The 23440-nt window shown below is 65.4% G+C and carries 25 protein-coding genes; 6 read left to right on the forward strand and 19 right to left on the reverse strand.

Annotated features, from left to right (window positions below):
* Nucleotides 1-39 precede the first annotated feature (39 nt).
* The 5 genes from infB (at nt 40) to ACI48I_RS11185 (ending at nt 8306) form a co-directional block, all read left to right on the forward strand.
* Nucleotides 40-2868 carry a translation initiation factor IF-2 gene (gene infB, locus ACI48I_RS11165; protein ID WP_193686840.1) on the forward strand — a complete coding sequence of 943 codons (2829 nt, stop codon included), beginning with the start codon at nt 40-42 and terminating at the stop codon, nt 2866-2868.
* Nucleotides 2869-3012: 144 nt separating this feature from the next.
* Nucleotides 3013-3435 (forward strand): 30S ribosome-binding factor RbfA, encoded by a 423-nt coding sequence (gene rbfA / locus ACI48I_RS11170; RefSeq protein ID WP_193686839.1) that lies wholly within the window; start codon nt 3013-3015, stop codon nt 3433-3435.
* Nucleotides 3432-4352: a tRNA pseudouridine(55) synthase TruB gene (gene truB, locus ACI48I_RS11175; protein WP_498574209.1), complete on the forward strand. Its 921-nt coding sequence runs from the start codon at nt 3432-3434 to the stop codon at nt 4350-4352. Before rbfA ends, truB begins: the two co-directional genes overlap by 4 nt.
* A 225-nt stretch (nt 4353-4577) precedes the next feature.
* Complete coding sequence (typA, locus tag ACI48I_RS11180) at nt 4578-6410, forward strand: translational GTPase TypA (RefSeq protein ID WP_193686837.1); 1833 nt, start codon at nt 4578-4580, stop codon at nt 6408-6410.
* A gap of 141 nt (nt 6411-6551) precedes the next feature.
* Nucleotides 6552-8306, forward strand: a complete 1755-nt coding sequence (locus ACI48I_RS11185) for an ABC transporter ATP-binding protein (RefSeq protein ID WP_498574210.1) — start codon at nt 6552-6554, stop codon at nt 8304-8306.
* Here ACI48I_RS11185 and ACI48I_RS11190 read toward each other — a convergent pair.
* From ACI48I_RS11190 to flgB, 12 genes are all read right to left on the reverse strand, one after another.
* The gene (locus ACI48I_RS11190; RefSeq protein WP_498574211.1) at nt 8303-9325 is read right to left on the reverse strand and encodes a hypothetical protein; all 1023 of its coding nucleotides are present in this window, start codon (nt 9323-9325) and stop codon (nt 8303-8305) included. The genes ACI48I_RS11185 and ACI48I_RS11190 overlap by 4 nt on opposite strands.
* A 3-nt stretch (nt 9326-9328) precedes the next feature.
* The gene (gene flgL / locus ACI48I_RS11195; RefSeq protein ID WP_193686834.1) at nt 9329-10240 is read right to left on the reverse strand and encodes a flagellar hook-associated protein FlgL; all 912 of its coding nucleotides are present in this window, start codon (nt 10238-10240) and stop codon (nt 9329-9331) included.
* 9 nt (nt 10241-10249) lie between these two features.
* Nucleotides 10250-11620, reverse strand: a complete 1371-nt coding sequence (gene flgK, locus ACI48I_RS11200) for a flagellar hook-associated protein FlgK (protein ID WP_498574212.1) — start codon at nt 11618-11620, stop codon at nt 10250-10252.
* A gap of 61 nt (nt 11621-11681) precedes the next feature.
* Nucleotides 11682-12026, reverse strand: a complete 345-nt coding sequence (locus ACI48I_RS11205) for a rod-binding protein (protein WP_498574213.1) — start codon at nt 12024-12026, stop codon at nt 11682-11684.
* The gene (locus ACI48I_RS11210; RefSeq protein ID WP_193686831.1) at nt 12026-13144 is read right to left on the reverse strand and encodes a flagellar basal body P-ring protein FlgI; all 1119 of its coding nucleotides are present in this window, start codon (nt 13142-13144) and stop codon (nt 12026-12028) included. Before ACI48I_RS11210 ends, ACI48I_RS11205 begins: the two co-directional genes overlap by 1 nt.
* 12 nt (nt 13145-13156) lie before the next feature.
* Complete coding sequence (flgH, locus tag ACI48I_RS11215; RefSeq protein ID WP_229514998.1) at nt 13157-13783, reverse strand: flagellar basal body L-ring protein FlgH; 627 nt, start codon at nt 13781-13783, stop codon at nt 13157-13159.
* Between the two features lie 29 nt (nt 13784-13812).
* Complete coding sequence (gene flgG, locus ACI48I_RS11220) at nt 13813-14598, reverse strand: flagellar basal-body rod protein FlgG (protein WP_193686829.1); 786 nt, start codon at nt 14596-14598, stop codon at nt 13813-13815.
* A gap of 27 nt (nt 14599-14625) precedes the next feature.
* Complete coding sequence (locus ACI48I_RS11225) at nt 14626-15351, reverse strand: flagellar basal body rod protein FlgF (RefSeq protein ID WP_498574214.1); 726 nt, start codon at nt 15349-15351, stop codon at nt 14626-14628.
* A 13-nt stretch (nt 15352-15364) separates the two neighbouring features.
* Nucleotides 15365-16561, reverse strand: coding sequence for a flagellar hook protein FlgE (locus ACI48I_RS11230; RefSeq protein ID WP_193686827.1), 1197 nt, complete (start codon nt 16559-16561; stop codon nt 15365-15367).
* Nucleotides 16562-16581: 20 nt separating this feature from the next.
* Nucleotides 16582-17253: a flagellar hook capping FlgD N-terminal domain-containing protein gene (locus ACI48I_RS11235; protein WP_193686826.1), complete on the reverse strand. Its 672-nt coding sequence runs from the start codon at nt 17251-17253 to the stop codon at nt 16582-16584.
* Between the two features lie 4 nt (nt 17254-17257).
* Nucleotides 17258-17662, reverse strand: a complete 405-nt coding sequence (gene flgC, locus ACI48I_RS11240; protein ID WP_193686825.1) for a flagellar basal body rod protein FlgC — start codon at nt 17660-17662, stop codon at nt 17258-17260.
* Between the two features lie 15 nt (nt 17663-17677).
* Nucleotides 17678-18040, reverse strand: coding sequence for a flagellar basal body rod protein FlgB (gene flgB, locus ACI48I_RS11245; RefSeq protein WP_498574215.1), 363 nt, complete (start codon nt 18038-18040; stop codon nt 17678-17680).
* Between the two features lie 74 nt (nt 18041-18114).
* Between flgB and flgA the strand changes: the two genes are divergently transcribed.
* A complete protein-coding gene (flgA, locus tag ACI48I_RS11250) occupies nt 18115-18825 on the forward strand; it encodes a flagellar basal body P-ring formation chaperone FlgA (protein WP_498574216.1) in 711 nt (236 codons plus the stop codon).
* 4 nt (nt 18826-18829) lie between these two features.
* Here the strand turns inward: flgA and ACI48I_RS11255 are convergent, their stop codons facing one another.
* From ACI48I_RS11255 to ACI48I_RS11285, 7 genes are read right to left on the reverse strand one after another with little or no spacing between them, the layout of a single operon-like run.
* A complete protein-coding gene (locus ACI48I_RS11255) occupies nt 18830-19570 on the reverse strand; it encodes a glycoside hydrolase family 73 protein (RefSeq protein ID WP_193686822.1) in 741 nt (246 codons plus the stop codon).
* Complete coding sequence (gene flgN / locus ACI48I_RS11260) at nt 19557-19976, reverse strand: flagellar export chaperone FlgN (protein WP_227496560.1); 420 nt, start codon at nt 19974-19976, stop codon at nt 19557-19559. Before flgN ends, ACI48I_RS11255 begins: the two co-directional genes overlap by 14 nt.
* 32 nt (nt 19977-20008) lie before the next feature.
* The gene (gene flgM / locus ACI48I_RS11265) at nt 20009-20284 is read right to left on the reverse strand and encodes a flagellar biosynthesis anti-sigma factor FlgM (RefSeq protein WP_193686820.1); all 276 of its coding nucleotides are present in this window, start codon (nt 20282-20284) and stop codon (nt 20009-20011) included.
* Between the two features lie 35 nt (nt 20285-20319).
* A complete protein-coding gene (locus ACI48I_RS11270) occupies nt 20320-21255 on the reverse strand; it encodes a flagellar motor protein MotB (RefSeq protein ID WP_498574217.1) in 936 nt (311 codons plus the stop codon).
* Nucleotides 21256-21258: 3 nt separating this feature from the next.
* Entirely contained in the window at nt 21259-22170 is a 912-nt protein-coding gene (motA, locus tag ACI48I_RS11275; RefSeq protein ID WP_193686818.1) for a flagellar motor stator protein MotA, read from the reverse strand.
* A 46-nt stretch (nt 22171-22216) separates the two neighbouring features.
* The gene (locus ACI48I_RS11280; protein ID WP_193686817.1) at nt 22217-22957 is read right to left on the reverse strand and encodes a FliA/WhiG family RNA polymerase sigma factor; all 741 of its coding nucleotides are present in this window, start codon (nt 22955-22957) and stop codon (nt 22217-22219) included.
* Nucleotides 22958-22971: 14 nt separating this feature from the next.
* Nucleotides 22972-23439 carry a flagellar basal body-associated FliL family protein gene (locus ACI48I_RS11285; RefSeq protein WP_227496559.1) on the reverse strand — a complete coding sequence of 156 codons (468 nt, stop codon included), beginning with the start codon at nt 23437-23439 and terminating at the stop codon, nt 22972-22974.
* Between the last annotated feature and the right edge of the window lies 1 nt (nt 23440).

Here is a 23440-nt window from a genome sequence, read left to right on the forward strand (position 1 = left end):
ATCTTTATCATCTCCGCGACACATAGAAAAGAGGACTGAATGGCGAGTAACAACGTAGCCCAATTTGCCACCGAACTGAAGATGCCTGCAGATTTGCTGCTGACGCAGCTGCGTTCTGCCGGCGTCGATAAAAGTTCGACGTCAGATCCCTTGTCAAAGGATGATAAGGACAAGCTGCTGAACCACCTGCGCCGTACCCACGGTGCAGCCGATGCGACCGAGAAGAAGAAGATCACGGTCACCCGCAAGGAAACGAGCGAGATCAAGCAGGCGGATGCTTCCGGCAAGTCGCGCACGATCCAGGTCGAAGTGCGCAAGAAGCGCACCTTCGTCCAGCGCGACGACGTCGTCGCCACGCCGGCGCCGGCAACGGAAGCGGCGGCCCCTGTGGTCGACGCCGCCGAAATCGCGCGCCGCGAGGAAGAGTCGCGCCGTCACGCCGAGCTCGTCGCTCGCCAGGAAGCGGACCTGCGTGAAAAGCAGGAACGCCTGGCCAAGCTCGAAGCCGAGCGCGCCGAACAGGCCAAGGCCGATGAGGAGCAGGCCAAGCGCGACGCTGCGGAAGCCGCCAAGCGCAATGCCGCCGCCACCGCCGCCGCCAATTCGGCTGCCAGCGAGCAGGCCAAGCAGGCCGCCGCCGACGACGCCAAGCGCAAGGCGGAAGAAGCCGCCAAGGAAGCCGCCGAACGCGCTGCCGCCACCGAGCGTGCACGCAAGGCCGTGGCCGACGAAGTAGCCCAGATCAAGCTGATGATGGCGCAGCCGCGCCGCGTCATCAAGGCGCCGGAACCCGTTCCAGCACCGGTCGTGGCCAAGCCGGCCGCACCTGCCGGCACGCTGCACAAGCCTGCCGACAAGAAGCCGGCCGACGGTGCCGCCGCCAAGCCGGGCGACAAGAAGCCGGGCGACAAGAAGTCGATCAAGTCGGCGAATGTCTCCTCGACCTGGTCGGACGATGCCAAGAAACGTGGCGCACCGAGCGGTGCGAAGGGCCGTGGCGCCCCAAGCGCGCCGAGCGGCCGCGATGGCTGGCGTTCGGGTGGCCGTAGTGGTGGCCGCCGCAATTCGCACGACGACCGCGAAACCAACTTCCAGGCGCCGACCGAGGCGATCGTCAAGGACGTCCACGTCCCTGAAACGATCACCGTGGCCGAGCTCGCCCACAAGATGTCGGTGAAGGCCTCCGAGGTCATCAAGCAGCTGATGAAGCTGGGCCAGATGTGCACCATCAACCAGGTGCTGGACCAGGAAACCGCGATGATCGTGGTGGAAGAGATGGGCCACAAAGCCTTCGCTGCCGCCGAGGACGATCCGGAAGCGCTGCTGGCCGACCAGGGCGAGCACGCCGAGTTCGAGGCGACCCCACGTGCACCGGTCGTGACCGTCATGGGCCACGTCGACCACGGTAAAACCTCGCTGCTGGACTATATCCGCCGCGCCAAGGTTGCCGCGGGCGAAGCCGGCGGTATTACCCAGCACATCGGTGCATACCACGTGGACACCCCGCGCGGCATGATCACCTTCCTGGATACCCCGGGTCACGAGGCGTTCACCGCGATGCGTGCCCGTGGCGCCAAGGCGACCGACATCGTCATCCTGGTGGTGGCGGCGGACGACGGCGTGATGCCGCAAACGAAGGAAGCAATTGCTCACGCAAAAGCTGCCGGCGTGCCGCTGGTTGTCGCGATCAACAAGATCGACAAGCCGGGTGCGAACACCGACCGTGTCACGCAGGAGCTGGTGGCCGAAGGCGTCGTGCCGGAAGAATACGGCGGCGATTCGCCGTTCGTGCCGGTGTCCGCGAAAGTCGGTACCGGTATCGACGACCTGCTCGAGCAAGTGCTGCTGCAGGCCGAAGTGCTGGAACTGAAGGCACCGGTCGGTGCGCCGGCCCGTGGCCTGGTGGTCGAATCCCGTCTGGACAAGGGCCGTGGCCCGGTCGCGACGATCCTGGTGCAGTCGGGTACCCTGCGCCGCGGCGACGTGGTGCTGGCCGGTTCCGCTTATGGCCGTGTCCGTGCAATGCTGGACGAAAACGGCAAGGCGATCGCCGAAGCCGGCCCATCGATCCCGGTCGAGATCCAGGGCCTGACCGAAGTGCCGGCAGCCGGCGAAGAAGTCATGGTCATGGCCGACGAGCGCAAGGCGCGTGAAATCGGTCTGTTCCGTCAAGGTAAGTTCCGCGACGTGAAGCTGGCCAAGCAGCAGGCAGCGAAGCTGGAAAACATGTTCGACCAGATGGGCGAGGGCGAGGTCAAGAACCTGCCGCTGATCATCAAGACGGACGTGCAGGGTTCGCAGGAAGCGCTGGTCGGTTCGCTGCAGAAGCTGTCGACTTCGGAAGTGCGCGTGCAGATCGTCCATGCGGCGGTCGGCGGTATCACGGAATCCGACGTCAACCTGGCAACCGCCTCGAAGGCAGTCATCATCGGCTTCAACGCCCGTGCCGACGCCCAGGCGCGCAAGGTGGCCGAAGCCAATGGCGTCGACATCCGTTACTACAGCATCATTTACGATGCGATCGACGAGATTCGTACGGCACTGTCGGGCATGCTGGCGCCGGAGAAGCGCGAGACCATCACCGGCCAGGTCGAGATTCGCCAGGTCATCCTGGTCTCGAAGGTCGGCGCGATTGCCGGCTGTCTGGTGACCGATGGCGTCGTCAAACGTACCTCCTCGGTCCGCCTGCTGCGCAACAACATCGTCATCTGGACCGGCGAGATCGACTCGCTCAAGCGTTTCAAGGACGATGTGAAAGAAGTGCGCGCCGGCCTCGAGTGCGGCCTCTCGCTGAAGGGCAACAACGAAATTCAGGTTGGCGACGTCCTGGAAGTGTTCGAAGTGACGGAAGTGGCTCGTACGCTCTAATCCATCAGCGCGATCGAAAAGCGCCATCCGCCGGGTTCACGCCCAGCCGGTGGCGTTTTTTTTACACCCCACGCGCGCACGCGCGCGTACGCCCCTGCGCCCCCAATCGATGTACCATCGTCGGAAAAACCTCAAATAAACACCATGGCAAAACACAGCAAAACCATTCCCCAGCGCGGCCTGCGCGTCGCCGACCAGATCCAGAAAGACCTGTCGGAACTGATCGCCTTCGAGCTGAAGGACCCGCGCGTCGGCATGATCACGCTGACCGAAGTCCAGCTGACGCCTGACTACGCCCACGCCAAGATCTATTTCACCCTGCTCAAAGACAGCAAGGAAGAAGTCAAGCAGACGCTCGAGGGCTTGAACAAGGCCGCCGGCTTCCTGCGCAACATGCTCGGCAAGCGCCTGCACATCCACACGCTGCCCGCCTTGCACTTCATGCACGACACCTCGACCTCGCGCGGCCTGCAGATGTCGGCCCTGATCGACCAGGCCAACGCCGTGCGCGCCGCCGACTTCGACGACGGCCAGGCAGCATCCGAAGCGGACGACCAGCCGAAGTGAACGCCCGCCCGCAAAAAAAGCCGCGTGACCTCGTCGACGGCGTGCTGCTGCTGGATAAGCCGGTCGGACTGTCCTCGAACGACGCATTGATCAAGGCCAAACGCGTGATGAACGCGAAAAAGGCCGGCCACACCGGCACCCTCGACCCCTTCGCCACCGGCTTGCTGCCGCTGTGCTTCGGCGAAGCCACCAAGTTCTCGCAGGACTTGCTGGAAGCGGACAAGACCTATGACGCCACGGTCCACCTGGGCATCATGACGAATACCGGCGACACCGAGGGCGAGCCCATCGAGACGCTTCCCGTTGACGTGACGATCGCGCAGATCGAGGCGGCGCTGGCGCGTTTCCGCGGCCCGATCCTGCAGGTGCCGCCGATGTACTCGGCCTTGAAACGCGACGGCAAGGCCTATTACGAATACGCGCGCGAAGGCATTACGCTGGAACGCGAAGCGCGGCCGGTGACGATCCACGGCCTGGAACTGATCGGCTACGAAGCGCCGATGCTGAAGATCCGCGTCACCTGCAGCAAGGGGACCTATGTGCGCGTGCTCGGCGAAGACATCGGTGCGGCCCTGGGTTGCGGCGCGCACCTGAACGCGCTGCGCAGGATCCAGGTGGGCGCGCTGACGGCGGAGGCGATGATCACGCTGGAAGACCTGCAGGCGCACAGTGACCCGCTGTCGCTGCTGGCGCCGGTCGATGCGCTGCTGTCGAGTTTTCCGTCGGTCGAGCTGACGCCGGAACTGGCGAAGCGTTTCCTGAACGGGCAGCGGCTGGCGCTGGGCAAGGAAGCGGTCGTCGTGCCGACGGAACTTGGCCGCGTGCGGGTCTACGCCGAGGGCAAGCTGCTGGGTACCGCGAACCTGCAGGAGTATGCGATCCTGGCACCGGAACGCCTGATCGTGGCGCAGCAATAAACCGTGCGGGGCGTTTCATACCCCCGCAATAAAACAGGGCCACACTGTCGGCCAGAGCGCACCGAACCGCGCCGGTTCGGTGCAAACACAGCAACTCGTTGAAAATGCTCGCCTTTTCCAAGGTGAGCCGACGGCAACGTGCTATACTACGCGGTTTCCGAAATCGGCAGCATCGGACACATCCGCGAGTTCATCCGCAAATCACGCAAATCACGCTGAAAATACATGTCAAATACCAAACGCGCAATTCGTAATATTGCAATCATCGCCCACGTTGACCACGGCAAGACCACCCTGGTCGACCAGCTGCTCCGTCAGTCCGGCACCTTCCGTGAAAACCAGGCGGTGGACACCCGCGTGATGGACTCGAACGACCTCGAAAAAGAACGCGGCATCACGATTCTGTCGAAGAATTGCGCGGTCGAGTACGAAGGCACCCACATCAACATCGTCGACACCCCGGGCCACGCCGACTTCGGCGGTGAGGTCGAGCGCGTGCTGTCGATGGTCGACTCCGTGCTGCTGCTGGTCGATGCGCAGGAAGGCCCGATGCCGCAGACGCGCTTCGTGACCCGCAAGGCGCTGGCCCTGGGCCTGAAGCCGATCGTCGTCGTCAACAAGGTCGACCGTCCGGGCGCGCGCGCCGAGTGGGCGATCAACCAGACCTTCGAACTGTTCGACAAGCTGGGCGCGAGCGATGACCAGCTGGACTTCCCGATCGTCTACGCCTCGGGCCTGAACGGCTACGCCGGCCTGACCGAAGACGTCCGCAGCGGCGACATGAAGCCGCTGTTCGACGCCATCCTGCAACACGTGCCGGTCCGTGACGACAATCCGGAAGGCCCGCTGCAGATGCAGATCACCTCGCTCGACTACTCGTCGTACGTCGGCAAGATCGGCATCGGCCGCGTGAACCGCGGCACCGTCAAGACCGGCCAGGACGTGGTCGTCATGAACGGTCCTGACGGCACCCCGATCAAGGGCCGCATCAACCAGGTGCTGAACTTCAAGGGCCTGGAGCGCGTGCTGGTCGACGAAGCCGTCGCCGGCGACATCTGCCTGATCAACGGTATCGACGAAATCGGCATCGGCTCGACCATCTGCGCACCGGACACCCCGGAAGCGCTGCCGATGCTGACCGTCGACGAGCCGACCCTGACCATGAACTTCATGGTCAACAACTCGCCGCTGGCCGGCCGCGAAGGCAAGTTCGTCACCAGCCGCCAGCTGCGTGACCGCCTCGACCGCGAACTGAAAGCCAACGTCGCGCTGCGCGTGGCGCCGACCGACGACGACACGATTTTCGAAGTGTCGGGCCGCGGCGAGCTGCACCTGACGATCCTGATCGAAAACATGCGCCGCGAAGGTTTCGAGCTGGCCGTGTCGCGTCCGCGCGTGGTCTTCAAGATGGTCGATGGCGTGCGCCACGAGCCGTTCGAGAACCTGTCGGTCGACGTCGAAGAAGCCAACCAGGGCGGCGTGATGGAAGAACTGGGCCGCCGTCGTGGCGACCTGCAGAACATGGAATCGGATGGCAAGGGCCGCGTGCGTCTCGAGTACCTGATCCCGGCGCGTGGCCTGATCGGCTTCCAGGGCGAATTCATGACCCTGACCCGCGGCACCGGCCTGATGAGCCACGTGTTCCACGAATACGCACCAGTCGACAACACCCGCGGTGAAATGGCCGGCCGCCGTAACGGCGTGCTGATCTCGCAGGATGACGGCGCCGCTGTCGCCTACGCGATCTGGAAGCTGCAGGACCGCGGCCGCATGTTCGTGTCGCACAACGATCCGGTGTACGAAGGCATGATCATCGGCATCCACTCGCGCGACAACGACCTGGTCGTCAACCCGATCAAGGGCAAGCAGCTGACCAACGTGCGTTCGTCGGGTACCGACGAAGCCGTGCGCCTGGTGCCGCCGATCCAGATGTCGCTCGAGTACGCCGTCGAGTTCATCGAGGACGACGAGCTGGTCGAGATCACGCCGAAGTCGATCCGCCTGCGCAAGCGTTACCTGAAAGAGCACGAGCGCAAGAAGGCTTCGCGCGAAGCGTAAGACAACGCGGAGTTCGTCTCCGCGTTTCGAAAAACCGCTGTCACCGCATGCAAATGCGGGGCAGCGGTTTTTTTCGTTCCGGCGGTCCGGCGCCCGGCTCATCCGTGTGCGGAAGTTCCTGCCGGATTGCTAAGATGCCGCATGCGCATCCTCTGGATTTACCTGAAACCCCATTGGCGCCTGGCCTTGCTGGCCTTGCTGTTCGCCGGCATCGCCCAGGTGCTGGCCCTGGTCGATCCGATCATTTTCGGCCGCATCATCGACCACGTCACGCAGCGCCATCCCGGCGACGCCGATCCGATGCCCTACGTGATGCGCCTGCTCGGCCTGGCCGTGCTGGTGGCCGTGCTGTCGCGCCTGGCCAAAGCCCTGCAGGAATACGTGACGCGCCTGGTCGTGCAGAAGCTGGGTGTGGCGATTTTCAATGACGGCCTGCGGCACTTGTTGCGGCTGAAATTCCAGGAATTCGAGGACCTGCGCAGCGGCGAGATGCTGTCCCTGTTGCAGAAGGTGAGGGCCGACAGCGAGCGCCTGATCAACACCTTCATCAACACGGCCTTTGCGGCCCTGGTCGGCGTCAGTTTTCTCGCGTGGTATGCGGTCACCAGGCACTGGTTGCTGGTGCCGGTGTTCCTGGTCGGGGTGCTGGTGCTGGGCGGGCTGACGGGACTACTCTCCCGCGAGATCAAGACCCAGCAGCGCTCGATTACGCGCGAGACCAACCGCAATTCCGGCTTCATCACCGAGTCGCTCCGCAACATCGAGCTCATCAAAAGCCTGGGGCTGACCTTTCCCGAGATCCGGCGCCTGCGCAGCCAGACCGATGCGATCTTTGCCCTCGAGATGGAAAAGGTCAAACGCATCCGCATGCTCTCCTTTTTGCAGGGTTCGACGCTCAGCCTTCTGAAACTGGCGATCCTGTTTGCGCTGCTGTGGCTGATCTTTCGGGACGTGCTCTCGACCGGTGAGCTGATCGCGATGCAGTTCATCTCGGTGTCGATCTTCGCGCCGCTGCAGGAGCTGGGCAACATCATCCTGGCGCACCGCGAAGCCGAGGCCTCGCTGCTGAATTTTAAAACGCTGATGGACAAGCCGGTCGAGCGGCGCCCGCCCGATCCGGTCGAGATCGGGCCGCTGACCGAACTGCGTTTCGATGAGGTCCGTTTCCGGCACAAAGGCGCGCCCGAGGATGCGCTGGCCGGGATCTCGTTTGCGGCCACGCTGGGGCAGACGGTGGCCTTTGTCGGACCCTCGGGCTCGGGCAAGTCGACCCTGGTGAAACTGCTGGTGGGGCTGTACACGCCGAACGCGGGAGAGGTCTCGTACAACGGCGTGCGCACGACCGACCTGCGCTACAACCGGGTGCGCCGCCAGATCGGTTTCGTGACTCAGGAGACCTATCTGTTTGCGGGTACGATCCGCGACAACATCCGCTTCGTGAAGACCGATGCGACCGACGACGAGATCGTGGCGGCGATGCGCCAGGCCTCCTGTGCCTATCTGCTGGAGCGTTCGCCCGAGGGGCTGGACACCGTGATCGGCGAGCGCGGGATGAAGCTGTCGGGCGGCGAGAAGCAGAGACTGTCGATCGCGCGGGCGCTGGTGCGCCAGCCGGCGCTGCTGATTTTCGACGAGGCGACGTCGGCGCTCGATTCGATTACCGAGGAGCAGATCACGAATACGGTGCGCGAGATTTCACGGCGCGCGGCGCAGATGACGATTTTGATCGCGCACCGGCTCTCGACCGTGATGCATGCGGACACGATTTTCGTGCTGGAGAAGGGGAGGATCGTCGAGCGCGGGACGCATGACGAACTGGTCGAGGCGCGCGGATTGTATTACGCGATGTGGCGGCAGCAGATCGGGGAGCGGCCGGGGCCGCTCCCGGCCCCTTAACGCAAGCCCAGCAAAGCGACGACCCGCTCGCGGCTCACGCCCACGAGGGCCGAGGTGATCGCCAGCAGCGACTCGTAATCGTGGCTGACCGCGGTCGAGGCGAAATCCTGGGCCGTGAGGACGAGGTCGTCGGCGCTCAGTTCCGACTGTGCCGCGCGCTGGGTGGCGGCGCTGAGGGCCGCGCTGGCGGCGTCCTGCGAGCGGCGCACGCGCTCCAGGGCCTGCACCACTTCGCGCAGGCTCTGGCGCAGCGCTTCCGCGTTGCCGGTGCCGAGGTCCTGCAGTTTGGCGTCAGGTGCGACGGTCTCGGTCGTCACCCGGCCGCGGCCGGAGATGGCGATGCTGTCGCGCACGCCCGACCAGTTGGATTCAGGAGTCGTGAATTCGATGCGGCCGCCCTTGTCCAGTCGCGCGCGCACGTTCACCGGCGCCAGGGTGCGGTCGAGGCGGCCGGCAATCTGCTCGGGCGTCATGTCGGGTTCGAACGCGGCGGCCAGCTGCGGACCGCCGGCGCCGCCGACCGAGAAGGCCAGCGACAGCGGGGCGGCCGCCTGCAGCATGCTCACGTCCAGGCCGGTGATGCGGAAACGCTGCTGGGCCGGTTCGCCGTCCGAGAATTCGAGCTGGGCATCGACCGAGCCGCCGGCCTGGGCGCTGCGGGCGGCGATGGTGGCGCCGAGCTGGCGGGCGCGCGCTTCGAGGTCGCGCGCGCCGCTCTTCATGCCGGCGATTTTCGCGGACAGCGCCGCTTTCACCGATTCGAGCTGGGCCGCCACGCGCTCGAGGTAATCGCGGGCTTGCTGGGCGCTGGCAACATTGCTCTGCAGGCGGGTATCGTAGTTCGCCTTGTTGCGGGACGCGAGCGCCTGCGCGGCCGGGCGCTTGGCCGAGCGCGCTTCTGGCGTGTTGTCTTGCGGCGGCTGGGGACGGACCAGCGCCGGCGCGCCCTGGGCGGCGCCGGCGTTGACCGTCGTGTTGACGGGAAGCGTGGTGGAAGCGGTTCGCAGGGTGGTGTCCATCGGTTACAGGGCAGAGAAGAGGGACAGCGTGCCGATGCGGCCATACGCCTTGTAGGTGGCCTGCAGGGCCGTCGAATACCCGTTCAGCTCGGTCGCGGCCAGGCCCATGTCGAGCTGGCCGATGTCGGTGATGGCCATCTGGTTCGACAGGCTGATATTGCCATGGTTGGCGTCGAGCGTGTCGAGGATGTTCTGCTTGCCGCCGAGGACGGCGATCTTGCTCGAGACCATGTCGAGCCCGGCGTCGAAGGCATCGAGGTTGGCCACCAGCACGTTGCGCGTGGCCGGGGCATTCACGTTGATGGCGGGACCGGCGAGCGTGGCGATGGTGGCGTCGATGCTGTTGAGCAGCGCTTCCATGCCCTTCATGTTGTCATTCGCAACCTGGGTCAGGCCGTTGCCGACCACCACGCGCTGCTCGTTGGTGTTGCCGGCATAGCTGTAGCGCGAGCCCGGGGCGGCATTCGGGTTGTAGGCCATCGGCGGGGTCGCGGTCTTGGTGCCCGAAAAGACGTAGCGGCCTTCCTGGTCGACCGAATTGGCATTGAAGAACAGGCTGTCGCGCAGCGCCTCGAGCGGCGTGCTCATCGCGCGCAGGTCGGCCGGCGTGTTGCTGCCGTCGAGCGCCCAGACCATCAGGTCGCGGCCCGAGTTGATGTCGTTGACCATGCTGCCGAGGTAGCCTTCGGTCTTGGTCAGGCGGATCTTGATCGAGGCGATGTTGTCGCGGTATTGGCCGATCGCCGCTTCCTCGCGCTGCAGGCGCGACAGGCGCACGCTGTCGACCGGATCGTCCGAGGGCAGCTGGATGCGCTTGCCGGTGGCCATTTGCTGGGTCAGGTTGCTCATGCGCTCCTGGTTCAGCTGGAGCGACTGGTTCATGTTCGATTGGTACTGGGCGGTAGCGATGCGCATGATTCTTCCTTAACCCATCATCGCCAGCGTGGCGTCGAACAGGGAGTTGGCGACCGACATGACTTTCATGTTGGCCTGGTACATGTTCTGGTACTCGACGAGGTTGACGGCTTCCTCGTCCTGGTTGACGCCGCTGGTGGACTGCCAGTCGTCGACCGCATGGGTGCGCATCGTCTGGGCCGTGGCCAGGCCCGCCTGGTTCTGCTGGCTCAGCAGGCCGAGCTTGCCGACCAGCTGGGTGTCGGCGTCGCTCAGCAGGACCGAGCCGAGGCCCGTGACGTTGATCGCCTGGCTGTTGATGTTCACCAGTTGCAGCAGGTTGCCGCTGTCGCCCTGGCTGCCGTCGCTGGAGAAGGCAAGGCCGGTCGGATCGAGGCTGGCCGAGACACCCATCATGTTGGTCGTTCCCGGCGTGTAGACGAACAGCGGCTTGCCCGCGGTGCCGTCCATGGCATAGCCGCTTGCCAGCTGGGTGTTCACTTTGGTCGCCAGTTGGCTGGCGATGTCGGCGACGCCCTGCTGCATCGGCTTCAGCACGTCCTGTTCATAGGTCGTCAGGCCGCCCAGCTGTCCGCCGAGTTTGGCCGCGTCCAGGCCGAAGGTAGTCGAAGCGAACTTCAGGACGAAGGTCTGGGCGCCGACGCCGCCAACGGCCTCGAGCTTGCCGGGGACGTTGCCGATCACGAGGGCCTGTCCGGTCTTGAGCGAGACGTCGCGCACGCCGCCCGGCTGGTCCGACACTTCAAGGCCCATCTGGCTGGCCAGTTCGTCGATGGCCAGGTCGCGCGCATCGATCAGGCTTGACGCCGGCGTCCCGACGGCATTCGCCTGGGTGATGCGGGCGTTCAGGGCGGCGATCTTGGCGATGTTCGAATTGGCCGAGTCGACGATCGCGCTGCGCTGCTGGCTGACCGATTGCTGCTGGGCGTTGTAGACGTTGTTCAGGCTGTTGAAGCGCTGGGACAGCACGCCGGCGGCGGTCAGCACCTGCTGGCGCAGCGGCGTCGAGGTGGCGTTGTCCCCGCCGACGGCGTTCAGCGCCGCGAAAAACTGGTCGACCGCGACCGACAGGCTGGCCGTGTCGTCGCCCATCACGCGCTCGAGCTGGGTGATGTAGGGCTGGGTCTGGGAATACTGGCCCGTCTCGCCGGCCGCACGCCACATCTGCTGGCTCTTGTAGCTGTCGGCAAAGCGCAGCAGCGAGCTGACCTGTACGCCGTTGCCGACGGCCTTGCCGCTGGCATCGGCGCCCACTGCCGACAGTAAGGCCGCTTGGCGCGTATAGCCCTTGGTCTGCAGGTTGGCGATGTTCTGGCTGGTTGCCGACAGCGCCATCTGCGAAGCGAGCGCGCCCGACAGGGCGTTGGTCATGATGGTCATGGAGGTCTTTCTCGAGAAACATGGGGCCTATCAGAGACAGGCGACCAGTTGCATGGAAATATTAAGTGTTGCCTGGAGTAATTTTTGCAGGGACGAGCTGGCGCAGGATCGCGTCCGCCACGCCGAAGGCGCGTTGGCCGGCCATCTGCTTTGACAGGATGCCGTCGGCCATGTCCTGCATGTCCTGGTTGACCTTGTCCTTGAAGACGCTGTCCTCGTCGGCCATCTCGCGCGTGGTGGCGCGCATGTCCTTGAGCATCTGCGAGATGAAGAAGCTCTCGAACTCGACCGCGGCGCGGGTAGCCTTGGCGACGTGGGCGGCATCTTCGGCCGCCGGCGTCACCGCATCCGGCTTGTCGACACCGGCGCGGGGCAGGAGGGGATTCAGGGGGAGGGTGCGGTCCATCAGATCACCACCAGTTCGCCTTCGATGGCGCCTGCCTGGTCGAGCGCCTGCAGGATCGCCATGATGTCGTCCGGCGAGGCGCCCAGGCTGTTGACCACGTCGATGATGGTCTGCAGCTTGGCGCCGCCCGGCCATTTGAACATCTGGCGGCCACCGCCCTGGTCGACCGACAGCTGGGACTGCGGCGTGACCGCGGTCTGGCCGCGCGAGAGCGGGCCGGGCTGGCTCACGTTCGAACTTTCGGAAATCACGACCTTCAGCGAGCCGTGGGTGACGGCGGCCGATTTCACGCGCAGGCCCTCGGCGATGACGACGGTACCGGTGCGCGAATTGAAGACGACCTTCGGCACTTCGACGCCGGATTCGACGGTGAGGTTGGACAGCTTGGCGACGAAGGCGACGCGCGCGGTCGGATCGGATGGGGCCACGACTTCGACGCTGGTGCCGTCGGCGGTGGTGGCCACCGGGCCAAAGCGGCGGTTGATCGCTTCCACGACATTGGTCGCGGTCTCGAAATGCGGGTGGCGCAAGCGCAGCAGCACTTGCGGACGGGTGGCGAAATCGGTGGCGATCTCGCGCTCGATCATGGCGCCGTTCGGGATGCGGCCGGTGGTCGGGGTGTTGACCGTCACCGAGGAGCCGCTCTTGCCGGTGGCGTTCAGGCCGCCGACCACCAGGTTGCCCTGGGCCAGCGCATAGGTTTCGTTGTCGGCCGCGCGCATTTGCGTCAGCAGCAGGGTGCCGCCGCGCAGGCTTTTCGCGTCGCCCAGCGAGGACACCGTAACGTCGATCGCCTGGCCGCGCCGATAACCCGGCGGGAACACGGCCGAGACCATGACGGCGGCGACGTTCTTGTTCTTGGCGTCCTGGCCCTCGGGGAGCTTGACGCCGAACTGCTTGAGCATGTTCACGACCGACTGGCTGGCGAACTTCACCTGGGTCGAATCGCCGGAGCCGTTCAGGCCGACCACGAGACCGTAGCCGACCAGCGGGTTTTCGCGCACGCCCTCGATACTGACCAGGTTGCGCAGGGCCTGGGCGGCCTGCGCGGGCACCACGGCGCTCAATGCGAGCGCAGCGGCGAGAAGGAGTCGGGCAGTGCGGCGAATCTGGATCATGTCGGTCCTAATTTAAAAGGGCATCAGCGGTCCGGTGAAAAAACGCGTCAACCAGCCTGCCGAGTTGGCGTCGGCCAGCACGCCTTTCGCCGAATAGGCGATCCGGGCATTGGCCACGCGCAGCGAGGACACCTGGTTGTCGGCATCGACGTCGGCGGCGCGGATATAGCCCTTCAGGCGCAGGAATTCTTCGCCCTGGTTCAGGGTCATGTTCTTCTCGCCCGACACGCGCAGCAGTCCGTTCGGCAGCACTTCCTGCACGATCACGGTCAGCGCGCCGGACAGGGCGTTCTGCTGGGTGCTGGTCGAGTCGCCCTTGAAACTGCGGTCGGCCGACATGTCGAGCTGGGTCTTGCCGAAGGTCTTGCCGAGCGCGCCCAGCGGAGCAACGCCCACCGACGAACCCTTGCTGAAACTGGTGCCGGCGCGCTTGCTCGCCTGCGTGGTCTCCTGCAGGATCACGGTGACCACGTCGCCCACGCGGTAAGCGCGGGCGTCGGAGGTCAGCGACAGCGCGTCGCTGCTGAACACGCCGCCGGAAACGCCGTGCTGGGCAGTGCGCGCGACCGGTACCGCATCCTGGTCGGGGGCGGCATCAATCGGTGCGCGGGAAGCACAACCCACCAGCAACACCGTCATGATAGTTGCCGCAAGGCTAGAACGGAGCATTATCGGGCCGCCTGCGCCAGGTATTGCAGCATATTGTCAGCCGCCGACAACACTTTGGTATTCATCTCATAAGTACGTTGTGCAGCGATCATGTCGACCATTTCTTCGACGACCTGCACGTTCGAACCTTCGAGCGCGCCTTGCTTGAGCTTGCCCAGGGCGCCGTCGCCAGGACGGCCTTCGTTCGGCGCGCCGCTGGCGGCGGTTTCCGAGAACAGGTTTTCGCCGAGGGCCAGCAGGCCGGCCGGATTGACGAAGCCGGTCAGGGTCAGGGCGCCGATTTCGGTCGGGGCGGCCTGGCCGGGAACGGTGGCCGAGACGGTGCCGTTTTCGGCGATGGTGATCGCGGTGGCGTTGTTCGGCACGGTGATCTGCGGCACCAGCGGCAGGCCCTGGGCATTGACCAGGGTACCGTTGGCGTCGACCTGCAGCTGGCCGGCACGGGTGAAGGCGGCGTCGCCGTTCGGGCGGCGCACCTGCAGGAAGCCGTTGCCGGAGATGGCGACGTCGAGCTGCTGGCTGGTGGTCTGGATCGAACCGTTGGTGAACACCTTCTGGGTGCCGACCAGGCGCGTACCGTTACCGAGCTGGACGCCGTTCGACACCGTGTTGTCGGCGCTCTGCGCGCCCGGCTGGGCGTCGACCTGGTAGTGCAGGTCTTCGAAGACGACGCGGTCGCGCTTGAAGCCGACGGTGTTGACGTTGGCCAGGTTGTTGGCGATCGCCTGCAGCTTGGCGTCTTGCGCCTGAACACCGGTCTTGCTGATCCACATTGCTGGATTCATTAAATTCTCCTTTGATTGTCAGCGTGCTTAGGCGCCGAGCAGGCGGTTACCCGCCTCATTCATCTTGTCACCGGCCTGGAACAGTTTCATTTGCAGCTCGAAACTGCGGTTCAGGGCCATGGTCGCGACCATCTCTTCGACGGCCGACACGTTGCTGCCTTCCAGGGAACGGGCGCGCACGGAGACGTTCGCATCCGCCTGCAGCTGGTCGCCATTGCGGGCGACGAGCAGGCCGGCTTCGTTCTTGGTCAGCTCGGGGCCTTCCGCATTCACCAGGCGCAGCTTGTCGATCACCTGCATCGTGGTCGCGCCTTCGGCCATCACCGAAATCGTGCCGTCGGTACCGACTTCCACCGCCGAATGCGGCGGCAGCACGATCGGCCCGCCTTCACCCAGCAGCGGACGGCCGGCCACCGACAAGGCGCCGTTGGCGTCGATGTCGATCGCGCCAGCGCGGGTATAGGCCTCGGCGCCGCCGAATTCGACCGCGAAATAACCGTTGCCGTTGATGGCGACGTCCAGGGGACGCCCGGTCTCGCGCACGGTGCCCGGCTTGGTCGAGACGGCGTCGGCCTGGGTGCGGGCCATGTGCACGTCGTCGTAACCGTAGCCGCCGAGCTTCTGGGTGGTCACCAGTTCCAGGTTGGCGCGAAAGCCCGGCGTGTCCATGTTGGCCAGGTTGTTCGCGTGGACCTGCTGGGCACGCAGCGTGTGCTCGGCGCCGGAGACGGCGGTGAAGATCAGTTTATCCATCGCGCGTCAGTCCTTAGCCCAGCGCCTGCATCAGGGTTTGCATCATCTGGTTCTCGGTCGTGATGACCTTCGAGTTCGCCTGGTAGTTACGCTGCGAGGTCATCAGGCCGACGAGTTCGGAGGTGATGTCGACGTTCGAGCCTTCGAGCGCACCGGTATTGAGTTTGCCGGCCAGGCCCGAGCCCGGGGTGCCGTACAGGGCAAGGCCCGAGGCGGCGTTGGCTTGCCAGCTGGTGTCGCTGGTCGCGGTCAGCGCGCCTTCGTTGCCGAAGGTGGCCAGCGCGATGGTGCCGACCGTCTGCTTCTGCTCGTTGCTGTAGCGCGCCACGACCGAACCGTCGGCCGCCAGCTCGACGCCGACGTAGTTGCCCGAGGCGTAGCCGTCGGTGCGGTTGGTGGTGCTGGTCGCTTCTCCGGCAAACTTTGTGGTGCCGGTGTAGTCGACCGTGAAGGCGATCGGGTTCGAACCGTTCGTCGTGGTCAGGGTGAGCGTGCCCGACGTCGGGGTGCTGGTCAGCTGGCCCTTGCCGTCGAAGGTGAGGGTATTCGGCGTCGCGGTCGCGGCGGTCGGGAGGGCGCCGTCGAAACCGTAATACACATTGACGTTATTGCCCGACTTGACGAAGTACTGCGACACGGTGTGCTGGCTGCCGAGCGAATCGTAGAGGACCGACTGCTTCACCATGTTGTAGCTGTCGGACTTGCTGGCGTCGAAGGTCGGATTGACCGGCGGTTTCCAGTCGGCCGACAGGTTGCCCACAAACGTGACGCTGGTCGAGGCCTTGGCCGCGATCTGGCCGGTCGGGATCTTGATGTCGCCCATGGTGCCGAGCGCGCCATTGACGGCCGGGCCATAGCCCTGCACCTTGCGGCCGGCGGCGTCGACCAGGTTGCCGGCGTTATCGGCGGCGAAGATGCCGACGCGGCTGTACGACATCGTGCCCTGGCTGTCGCGGGTCACGAAGAAGCCGCGGCCTTCGATGGCGGCGTCGAGCGAACGGCCGGTCGATTCGACCGAGCCGTTGGTGCCGATGTTCTGGGTCAGCGACCCGACCGAGACGCCGTTCGCCTGCTCGCCTGCGTACATGGCGGAGAAGTTGGCGCGGCTGCTCTTGAAACCGTAGGTGCTCGAGTTGGCGATGTTGTTCGAGACGGCTTCCAGCTGCTCGTTGATGGCCTGGATACCGGAGAGGGCGATGTTAAAGCTCATGGCTGTTTGATCCTTGAATATCAGTTAGCGGCGAAGGCGGGAGCCTTGCCGTTGAAACCAGTAATGGCGGACGGGTCGATGTCGCCGACACCAGCCACCTGCAATACGACGGAACCGGTACCCGACAGACGCACGCTGCTCACGGTGCCGGCGATTTCGACGGGCACGGCGGCGCCGTCTGCGGTCCGGGCCGCGATCGAATAGCTGCCCGGCGCCAGGCCCAGGGCGCTCGGGTCGATCGTGAATGCTTGCGAACCTGCCGCGTGGTAGGGCAGGGCCAGGTTGTGCGCCTGGCCGTCGGCACCGGTCAGCACCAGGTTGGTCGCGCCGGACGCCGACGGCAGCTGGATGCTGCCGCTGACAGGCGCGCCGTCCAGGCGCAGGCGGTCGGTGGCGACCGTCACTTGCGAGCCCACTTGGCCGCCCATCGCCAGCACCTGCAGGCTTTGCAGCACGCTGGCGCTGGCGCTGGTGGTTTTGGAGAGGTTCTGCAGCGCTTCGGTCTGCGACAACTGCGACAGCTGGTTGACGAACTGGCTCGGGTCGGACGGCGCCAGCGGATCCTGGTTGCGGATCTGGGCCACGAGCAGCTTGGTGAACATGTCCTTGTTGGCGGAGACCTCGGCGCTGGGCGCGACCGAGTCGGTGCCGGCGGTGTTGTTCGAGGCGGCGAGGGAGTTATTGGTCAGCATGGTCTTAGCCTTCGCCCAGTTTCAGCAGGGAGGCCTGCATCGATTTGATCCGGCCCAGCACCTCGACATTGGTCTCGAAGGCGCGCGAGGCGGACATCATGTCGGCCATCTCGGCCACCGAGTTGACGTTCGAGTAGACGACCATGCCTTCGGCGTCGGCCAGCGGATTGCCCGGCTCGTAGACCTTGCGCACCGGGTCGGCGCTCTGCACGACGTCGAGTACCTGCACGCGGCCGCCGGCGTCGTTTTCCATGACGGCGGCGAAGACCGGTTTGCGCGCGCGATAGGCTTCGGCCTCCGATCGCGCGGCGGTATCGGCATTGGCCAGGTTCGAGGCGATGGTGTTCAGGCGTACCGACTGCGCCGTCATCGCGGAACCTGCGATAGTGGAGATGTCCTTGAAGCTCATGGTTATTGACCCGCCTTATTGACCATTGATGGCTTTGGCCAGACCGCGCAGCTTCATGTTGATGAAGGTGAGGCTGGTCTGGAAGTCCGAGGCATTTTGCGAGAACGCCGCCTGCTCGACGCCGATTTCGACCGTGTTGCCGTCGGCGCTGGGGTGGAAAGGCACGCGGTACAGCGCTTCGCTGCTTCCGTCGAGCGAGAGTTCGCCGTTTTCTTCGGCGGTCCGATCCTGCATCACTGCGGCGAAGTCGAGGTCGCGCGCCGTGTAGCCGGGCGTGCTTTCGTTGGCGATGTTCGCGGCCAACACCTTGGTCCGCTCGGCGCGTACCTGCAGCGCGTCGGCATGGACTCCCAGTGCGTCCTTAAAATTAATCGTCATGCTCGATCCTCCATCGGTGAACTGCAGTGTGTTTCGTTAGAATGGGTAAATCTTTGATTGCCAGGGTTGCTGCAATGATTCTTCGTGCTGTTCTTGTTCTCGTCCTGCCCCTTGCGCTGGCCTCGGCGCCGGTGTTCGCCGCGCTCTCCGTCGCCACCCAGGTCGAGGAGGCTGCCCGCGCCCAGCTGGAAAAACAGGCCAGCGCCTCCGGCTTGCGCGCTCCCCGCTTCGAGCTGACCGTGGTGCCGCCGCGGGCACCAATCGCGTGCCCGGGGCCGGTCGAGGTCGAAACGCTCGATACCCGGCAACCGAACCGTATGCGCTTCGCAGTGCGCTGCCCTCAAACCGGCAATTCCCGCCTCGAATACATCGTCCGGGCCCGCATTTCGGCGGAGGTCGTCGTCATGGCTGCCCCGGTCGCGGCAAACGAAGCACTCACGGAGTCACATGTTACCGTAGAGCAACGGGACATTACCAGCATTACGGACCCTGTGATTGATCCAAATGACGCTGTCGGCCAAACGAGCCGCAGAATGTTGCGCGCGGGCGACGTTCTCCGTAACAGTTCGCTATCGGCACCCGTCCTGGTCAAACGCGGCGACGCCGTCGTCATGATTGCGCGCATCGAAGGCATCGAGGTCAGCACGGCCGGCGAAGCGCTCGATGCCGGTACCAAAGGTGCAACGATCCGCGTGCGCAACAGCGCCAGCGGCCAGACCCTGCGCATGCGGGTCGTCGCGCCCGGCACGGTGGAACCGAGCGAGATGTCTCGCCTGACCCGCTGATTCATCAGCCGTTGATGCCTTGCAGTTTGCCGGCCAGGCGCGCCAGCTTGGACGCGTAGGCCGGGTCGGTGGCGTAGCCGCCTTTCGCCAGGCCCTGGGCGAAGGCATGCGCGTCGTTGCCGGCGCCGATCGCGCCTTTATAGCGCGGGTTATCGAGCAGCATCCGGGCGTAGTCGCGGAAGGCGCTGGCCGCGTCGGGATAGGCGCGGAAGCGTTCCTTCGTCTTCAGTGCGGCGCCGCCCACGTATTCGGTGGTGGCCGATTCGGCCACGGCGCCATCCCATTTGCCGCCGGCCTTGATGCCGAACAGGTTGTGGCTGCTCGCACCGTCGCCGGCGCCGGTGCGCATGATGGGGCGCTGGCCCCAGCCCGATTCGAGCGCGGCGTGAGCCTGCACCAGTTCCGGCGCAACGCCCAGTTTATCGGCCGCTTCCTTCGCCCACGGCGCGATGCTTTCCAGGAAGGCCTGCTGGTCTTCGCTGGTCGACTTGTCGTCGGAATTTCCATCCACCTCGGGCGCGGCCAGCACCGAGGCGGCGCTGCGCGCGCGCCACAGGCTGCCCTCGGGCGTCAGGTCGGGCGCCGAGGCACCGCCGCCGTTCTGGATGAAATCGGCGACTTCGCCCTGCACCCTGGCGAAGGTTTGGCCGAAGCCGCTGCCGCCACCGATCGCGGCGGTCGGGCGGGTCGATTCCGTCGGCAGCGTGGCCGCGATCGAGGACGTCGAGAACTCAGCGTGGCGCATAGGTACCGTCCGCGTTGTGCAGCACGCGCTGCATGGTCGAGAACTGTTCGGCCAGCAGGTTGCTGTTGCGCGTGGTCGCGCTCTTGCACAGCACGACCAGGCGTTCCAGCTCGCCCCACGACGCCGCCAGCCTGGCGCGGCCGGGTTCCGGCTGGGCCGCGATGAAGCCGGCCATCGTGCCTTCGGGGCCCTGCAGCGCGCGCACCAGCGCCACGCGCTGGCGGCGGCGCGCATCCATGGCGTCCAGCGCCGGCGTCAGCTCCTCGGCGAGGGCGCCCAGTTCCGCGCCCTGGTGCCGCAGGGCAGCCTGGAACTGGCGCTCGAGCAGCGCATGGATCGCGCTCGCGGCGCCCAGGTCCTGCTCGACGCCTTCAACCAGAGAGGCCGCCGCCTGCTGGCGTGTCATGCGAGGGGAAACTGCGGGCGAATAAGCGGACATTAGCGGCTCCCGTGGAAGCGCTGGATCAGGCCCGCGAGGCGCCCCGCATCGAAAGGCAGTTCGCCCTTGGCCAGCGCGTCGCGCAGTTCGGCCACGCGCGCGGCGTCGAAGTCGGGCAGGGCGGCCAGCGCCCTGGCGGCGGGCTGCAGCACTTCCGATTGCAGGGCAGGGCTGCTGTCCGCCACCGGGGCCGCGGCAGGAGCGGCATCGGAAGGAGCGGCAACTGCGCCAATCGCAGGCGTCATGGTCGGGGCGCCGGTTCCAGTGATTTTCATGCGGGTACCTCGGGTCTTGGATTGAATCGTCATGGTTACTTCGCCAGTTGGCCGCGCAGCGGCCTGGTCTCTCCGCCAGGAGCGCTGACCGACACGCCGTCAGTCAGCAGCTCGGTCGCGCCGGGTGCGCCGAACATCGCGGCCACCGAGCGCGATTGGGCGCGGGTCAAAATCATCAGCTCGATGCGGCGGTTGACGTCGGCATCGGTCCGCTTGTCGTCGAGCGGGGCGCGGTCGGCCATGCCGACCACCTGCAGCACGCTGTCGCTGCGCATGCCGCCCGTGAGCAGCTGGGCGCGCGCGGCCATCGCACGGTTCGAGGACAGCGACCAGTTCGACATGCCGGTCTTCTCTGCAAACGTGTACTGCACCGAGTCGGTGTGGCCGACGATCAGCATCTGGTTTTCCATCTGCGCGAACAGCGGGCCCATTTTCTGCAGCAGGCGCGCGAAGCGTCCGGTCGGCAGCGCGCTGCCGCGCATGAACATGCCCTGGCGGTCGGTATCGTGCAGCATCACGCGCAGGCCGTAGGGCGTCACCTCGGCGTGCAGGTTGGCAGCCAGTCCGGCTTCTTCGCTCATCTGTTCCAGCTTTTTCGACAGCGACTTCAGGTCGGCCGGCGAGTCGTAGGAGACGCGGGTGTCGGCCGTGGCGCCGGTGCCCTGGGCAGGGCCCATGCCGTCATGCATGGTCGGGAAGCGTTCGATCAGGCTGCCGCTCGGCGATGTGGCGATTTCCGGACGCTTGCCGGGACCTTCCAGCTGGCCGGCCGCGGCGTCCTTCGTCATGGCCTGGATCGCTTCCTTCTCGCGCGCGGCCATCAGCCACAGCACCAGGAACAGCGACAGCAGGGCCAGGCAAAAGTCGGCGAACGCGACTTTCCAGGCGCCGCCGTGCTCGTCGTGGTCGTGCTTGCCGCCACCACGCTTGATGATGGTCTGTTCGTGATGCTTGTCGTTCAGCTTGGACACAGCTTACCCCGTCATGCGATCGCTGTTACGGCGCCGCTTGTTCTGCGATTCGTCGTCGCCGCCCATCGCGTTGATCCACTGTTCCAGCTGGGCGAAGCTCGGCTTCGTGTTCAGCTGGATCAGGCGCCGGCCGGCGTCGATCGCCAGCAGGGCAGGCTTGCCGGCCACGTGGGTGCACAGCACGACCTTCACGGTTTCCATGGTCGACGCTTCGCCGTTGACGAGCTGCTTCATCATGTTCGACAGCGGGTCGAGCAGGCCGTAGCAGAAGAAGATGCCGATGAAGGTACCGACCATCGCCGCGCCGACCTTCTCCGCGATCGCGCCCGAATCCGCGCCTTCCGCCACCGAATACATCGCCATCACGATGCCGAGAACGGCGGCCAGGATGCCGAAGCCCGGCATGCCTTCGGCGATCTTGTGCAGCGATTTCGACGGTTGGGTCAGTTCTTCGTGGATCGCGTCCAGTTCCTGTTCGAGCACGCCTTCCAGTTCGTGGGCGTTGATTTTGCCCATCGCCATCAGGCGGAAATTGTCGACGATGAAGGCCAGCAGCTTCGGCTCGTCCAGGATGCGCGGGTAGCGCTGGAAGATCGCGCTTTCGCGCGGGGCCTCGACGTGGGCGTCGAGCGCCTTCAGGCCGCCGGCGGCCAGTTGCAGCAGTTCGTACATCAGCAGCAGGAGCTGGCGCTGGAATTCCGAGTCGTGCTTTTTGCGCGACGCGATTTTCTTGAGCTGGTGCGCCATCTCGGCCAGCACGTGCTTCTCGTTGCCGATCACGAGGGCGCCGAAGGCCGCGCCGACGATGATCAGGATCTCGACCGGGTGCCAGATGGCCGTGGCCGTGCCGCCCATCAGCGCGAAGCCGCCGAACACGCAGCCGAGCACGATGAAGATACCTAGGAATTGCTGCATGACAGGCCTTTCTGGATGAGGATCATGGTTGTTTCTCTTGTTGTGGTCAGCGCGCCCCGATGGCGGCCTTCATCTTGGCCAGCGCGCTCTTGTTGAGCTGGCAGACGCGGGCGTCGGACAGGTCGAGCACGGCGGCGATTTCTTTGTAGCTGAGCTCGAACTCATAGATCATCTGGATCACGCGCTGTTCGCGCTCGGACAGCGCGCCCAATGCCTGTTCCAGGCTGCGGCGCACCATGAAGGAATCTTCCGGGCCGGGCGTGCTGTGGGCATTCTCGGTCGCTTCCTGCAGGACTTCGTCGAAGCTCAGCATCTCTTCGGCGCCGTCGTCCAGCAGGTGCTGGTAATACGCTTCCTGGGTGATGCCGAGCGAATCGGCGGCTTCCTGCGGGGTCGGCTCGCGGCCCAGGTTGCGGGTGAGGGCGCGCAGGCCGTCGCGCACGCGGTGCGCGTCCTGGCGCACGGCGCGCGGGCGCCAGTCCTGGCGGCGCAGCTCATCGAGGATGGCGCCGCGGATGCGCAGCGAGGCGAAGCTGCCGAAGCCGGTGTCGGGCGCGCCGTAGCGGCGCAGCGCCTCCAACAGGCCCATCAGGCCGATCTGCTCCATGTCCTCGCGCGACATCACGCCGGACACTTGCGAATTCAACTGGCGCACGATGCGCTTGACCAGCGGCGCATAGGCGACCAGGTGCTGCTGCTCCTCGCGCGCGCTCATGCCGGCGGCAGCGGATGCCTCCTGGTAGTCGCTGGCGCAGGAGGCGTCAAGGTAGTCGGCTGAATAGGCCATTCGATCCCCGGGCCTTATTCGACGATCAGCTTGCCGATCATGACTTCGCCGAACGGTTTTTCCCGTTCTTCGCTGGCATAACTGGCATTGAAGGTTTTGTTCAGCTGCGCGGCATACTGCTCGACCGACATCGTCGAGGCTTCCGCCAGCGTGTAGGCCGACAGCGAGCGCACCGCGACCGCGCGCAGCAGCGGCAGGTGTTCCTTGGTCGGCTTCTCGCCTTCCTCGTCGGTCGCCAGCACCAGGTCGGTCGACAGGTAGTGCGTGGTCGTTTCGTTCGGACCGCGCTTGAGCATCACGATCACCTTGTCGAGGGTGACGTATTTGGCCGGCTTGTCCGACTTCTTTTCCTTTTTCGGCTCGGCGTGCGCGACTTTTTCCGCACCGGGCGCGGCTTCCTGCGACTTCATCCACCACATGGCGCCACCGGCCGCACCGGCTGCCACGAGCACGACGGCGAACACGCCGACAATCATTTTCATC

This window comes from Massilia sp. LXY-5 (assembly GCF_059801075.1).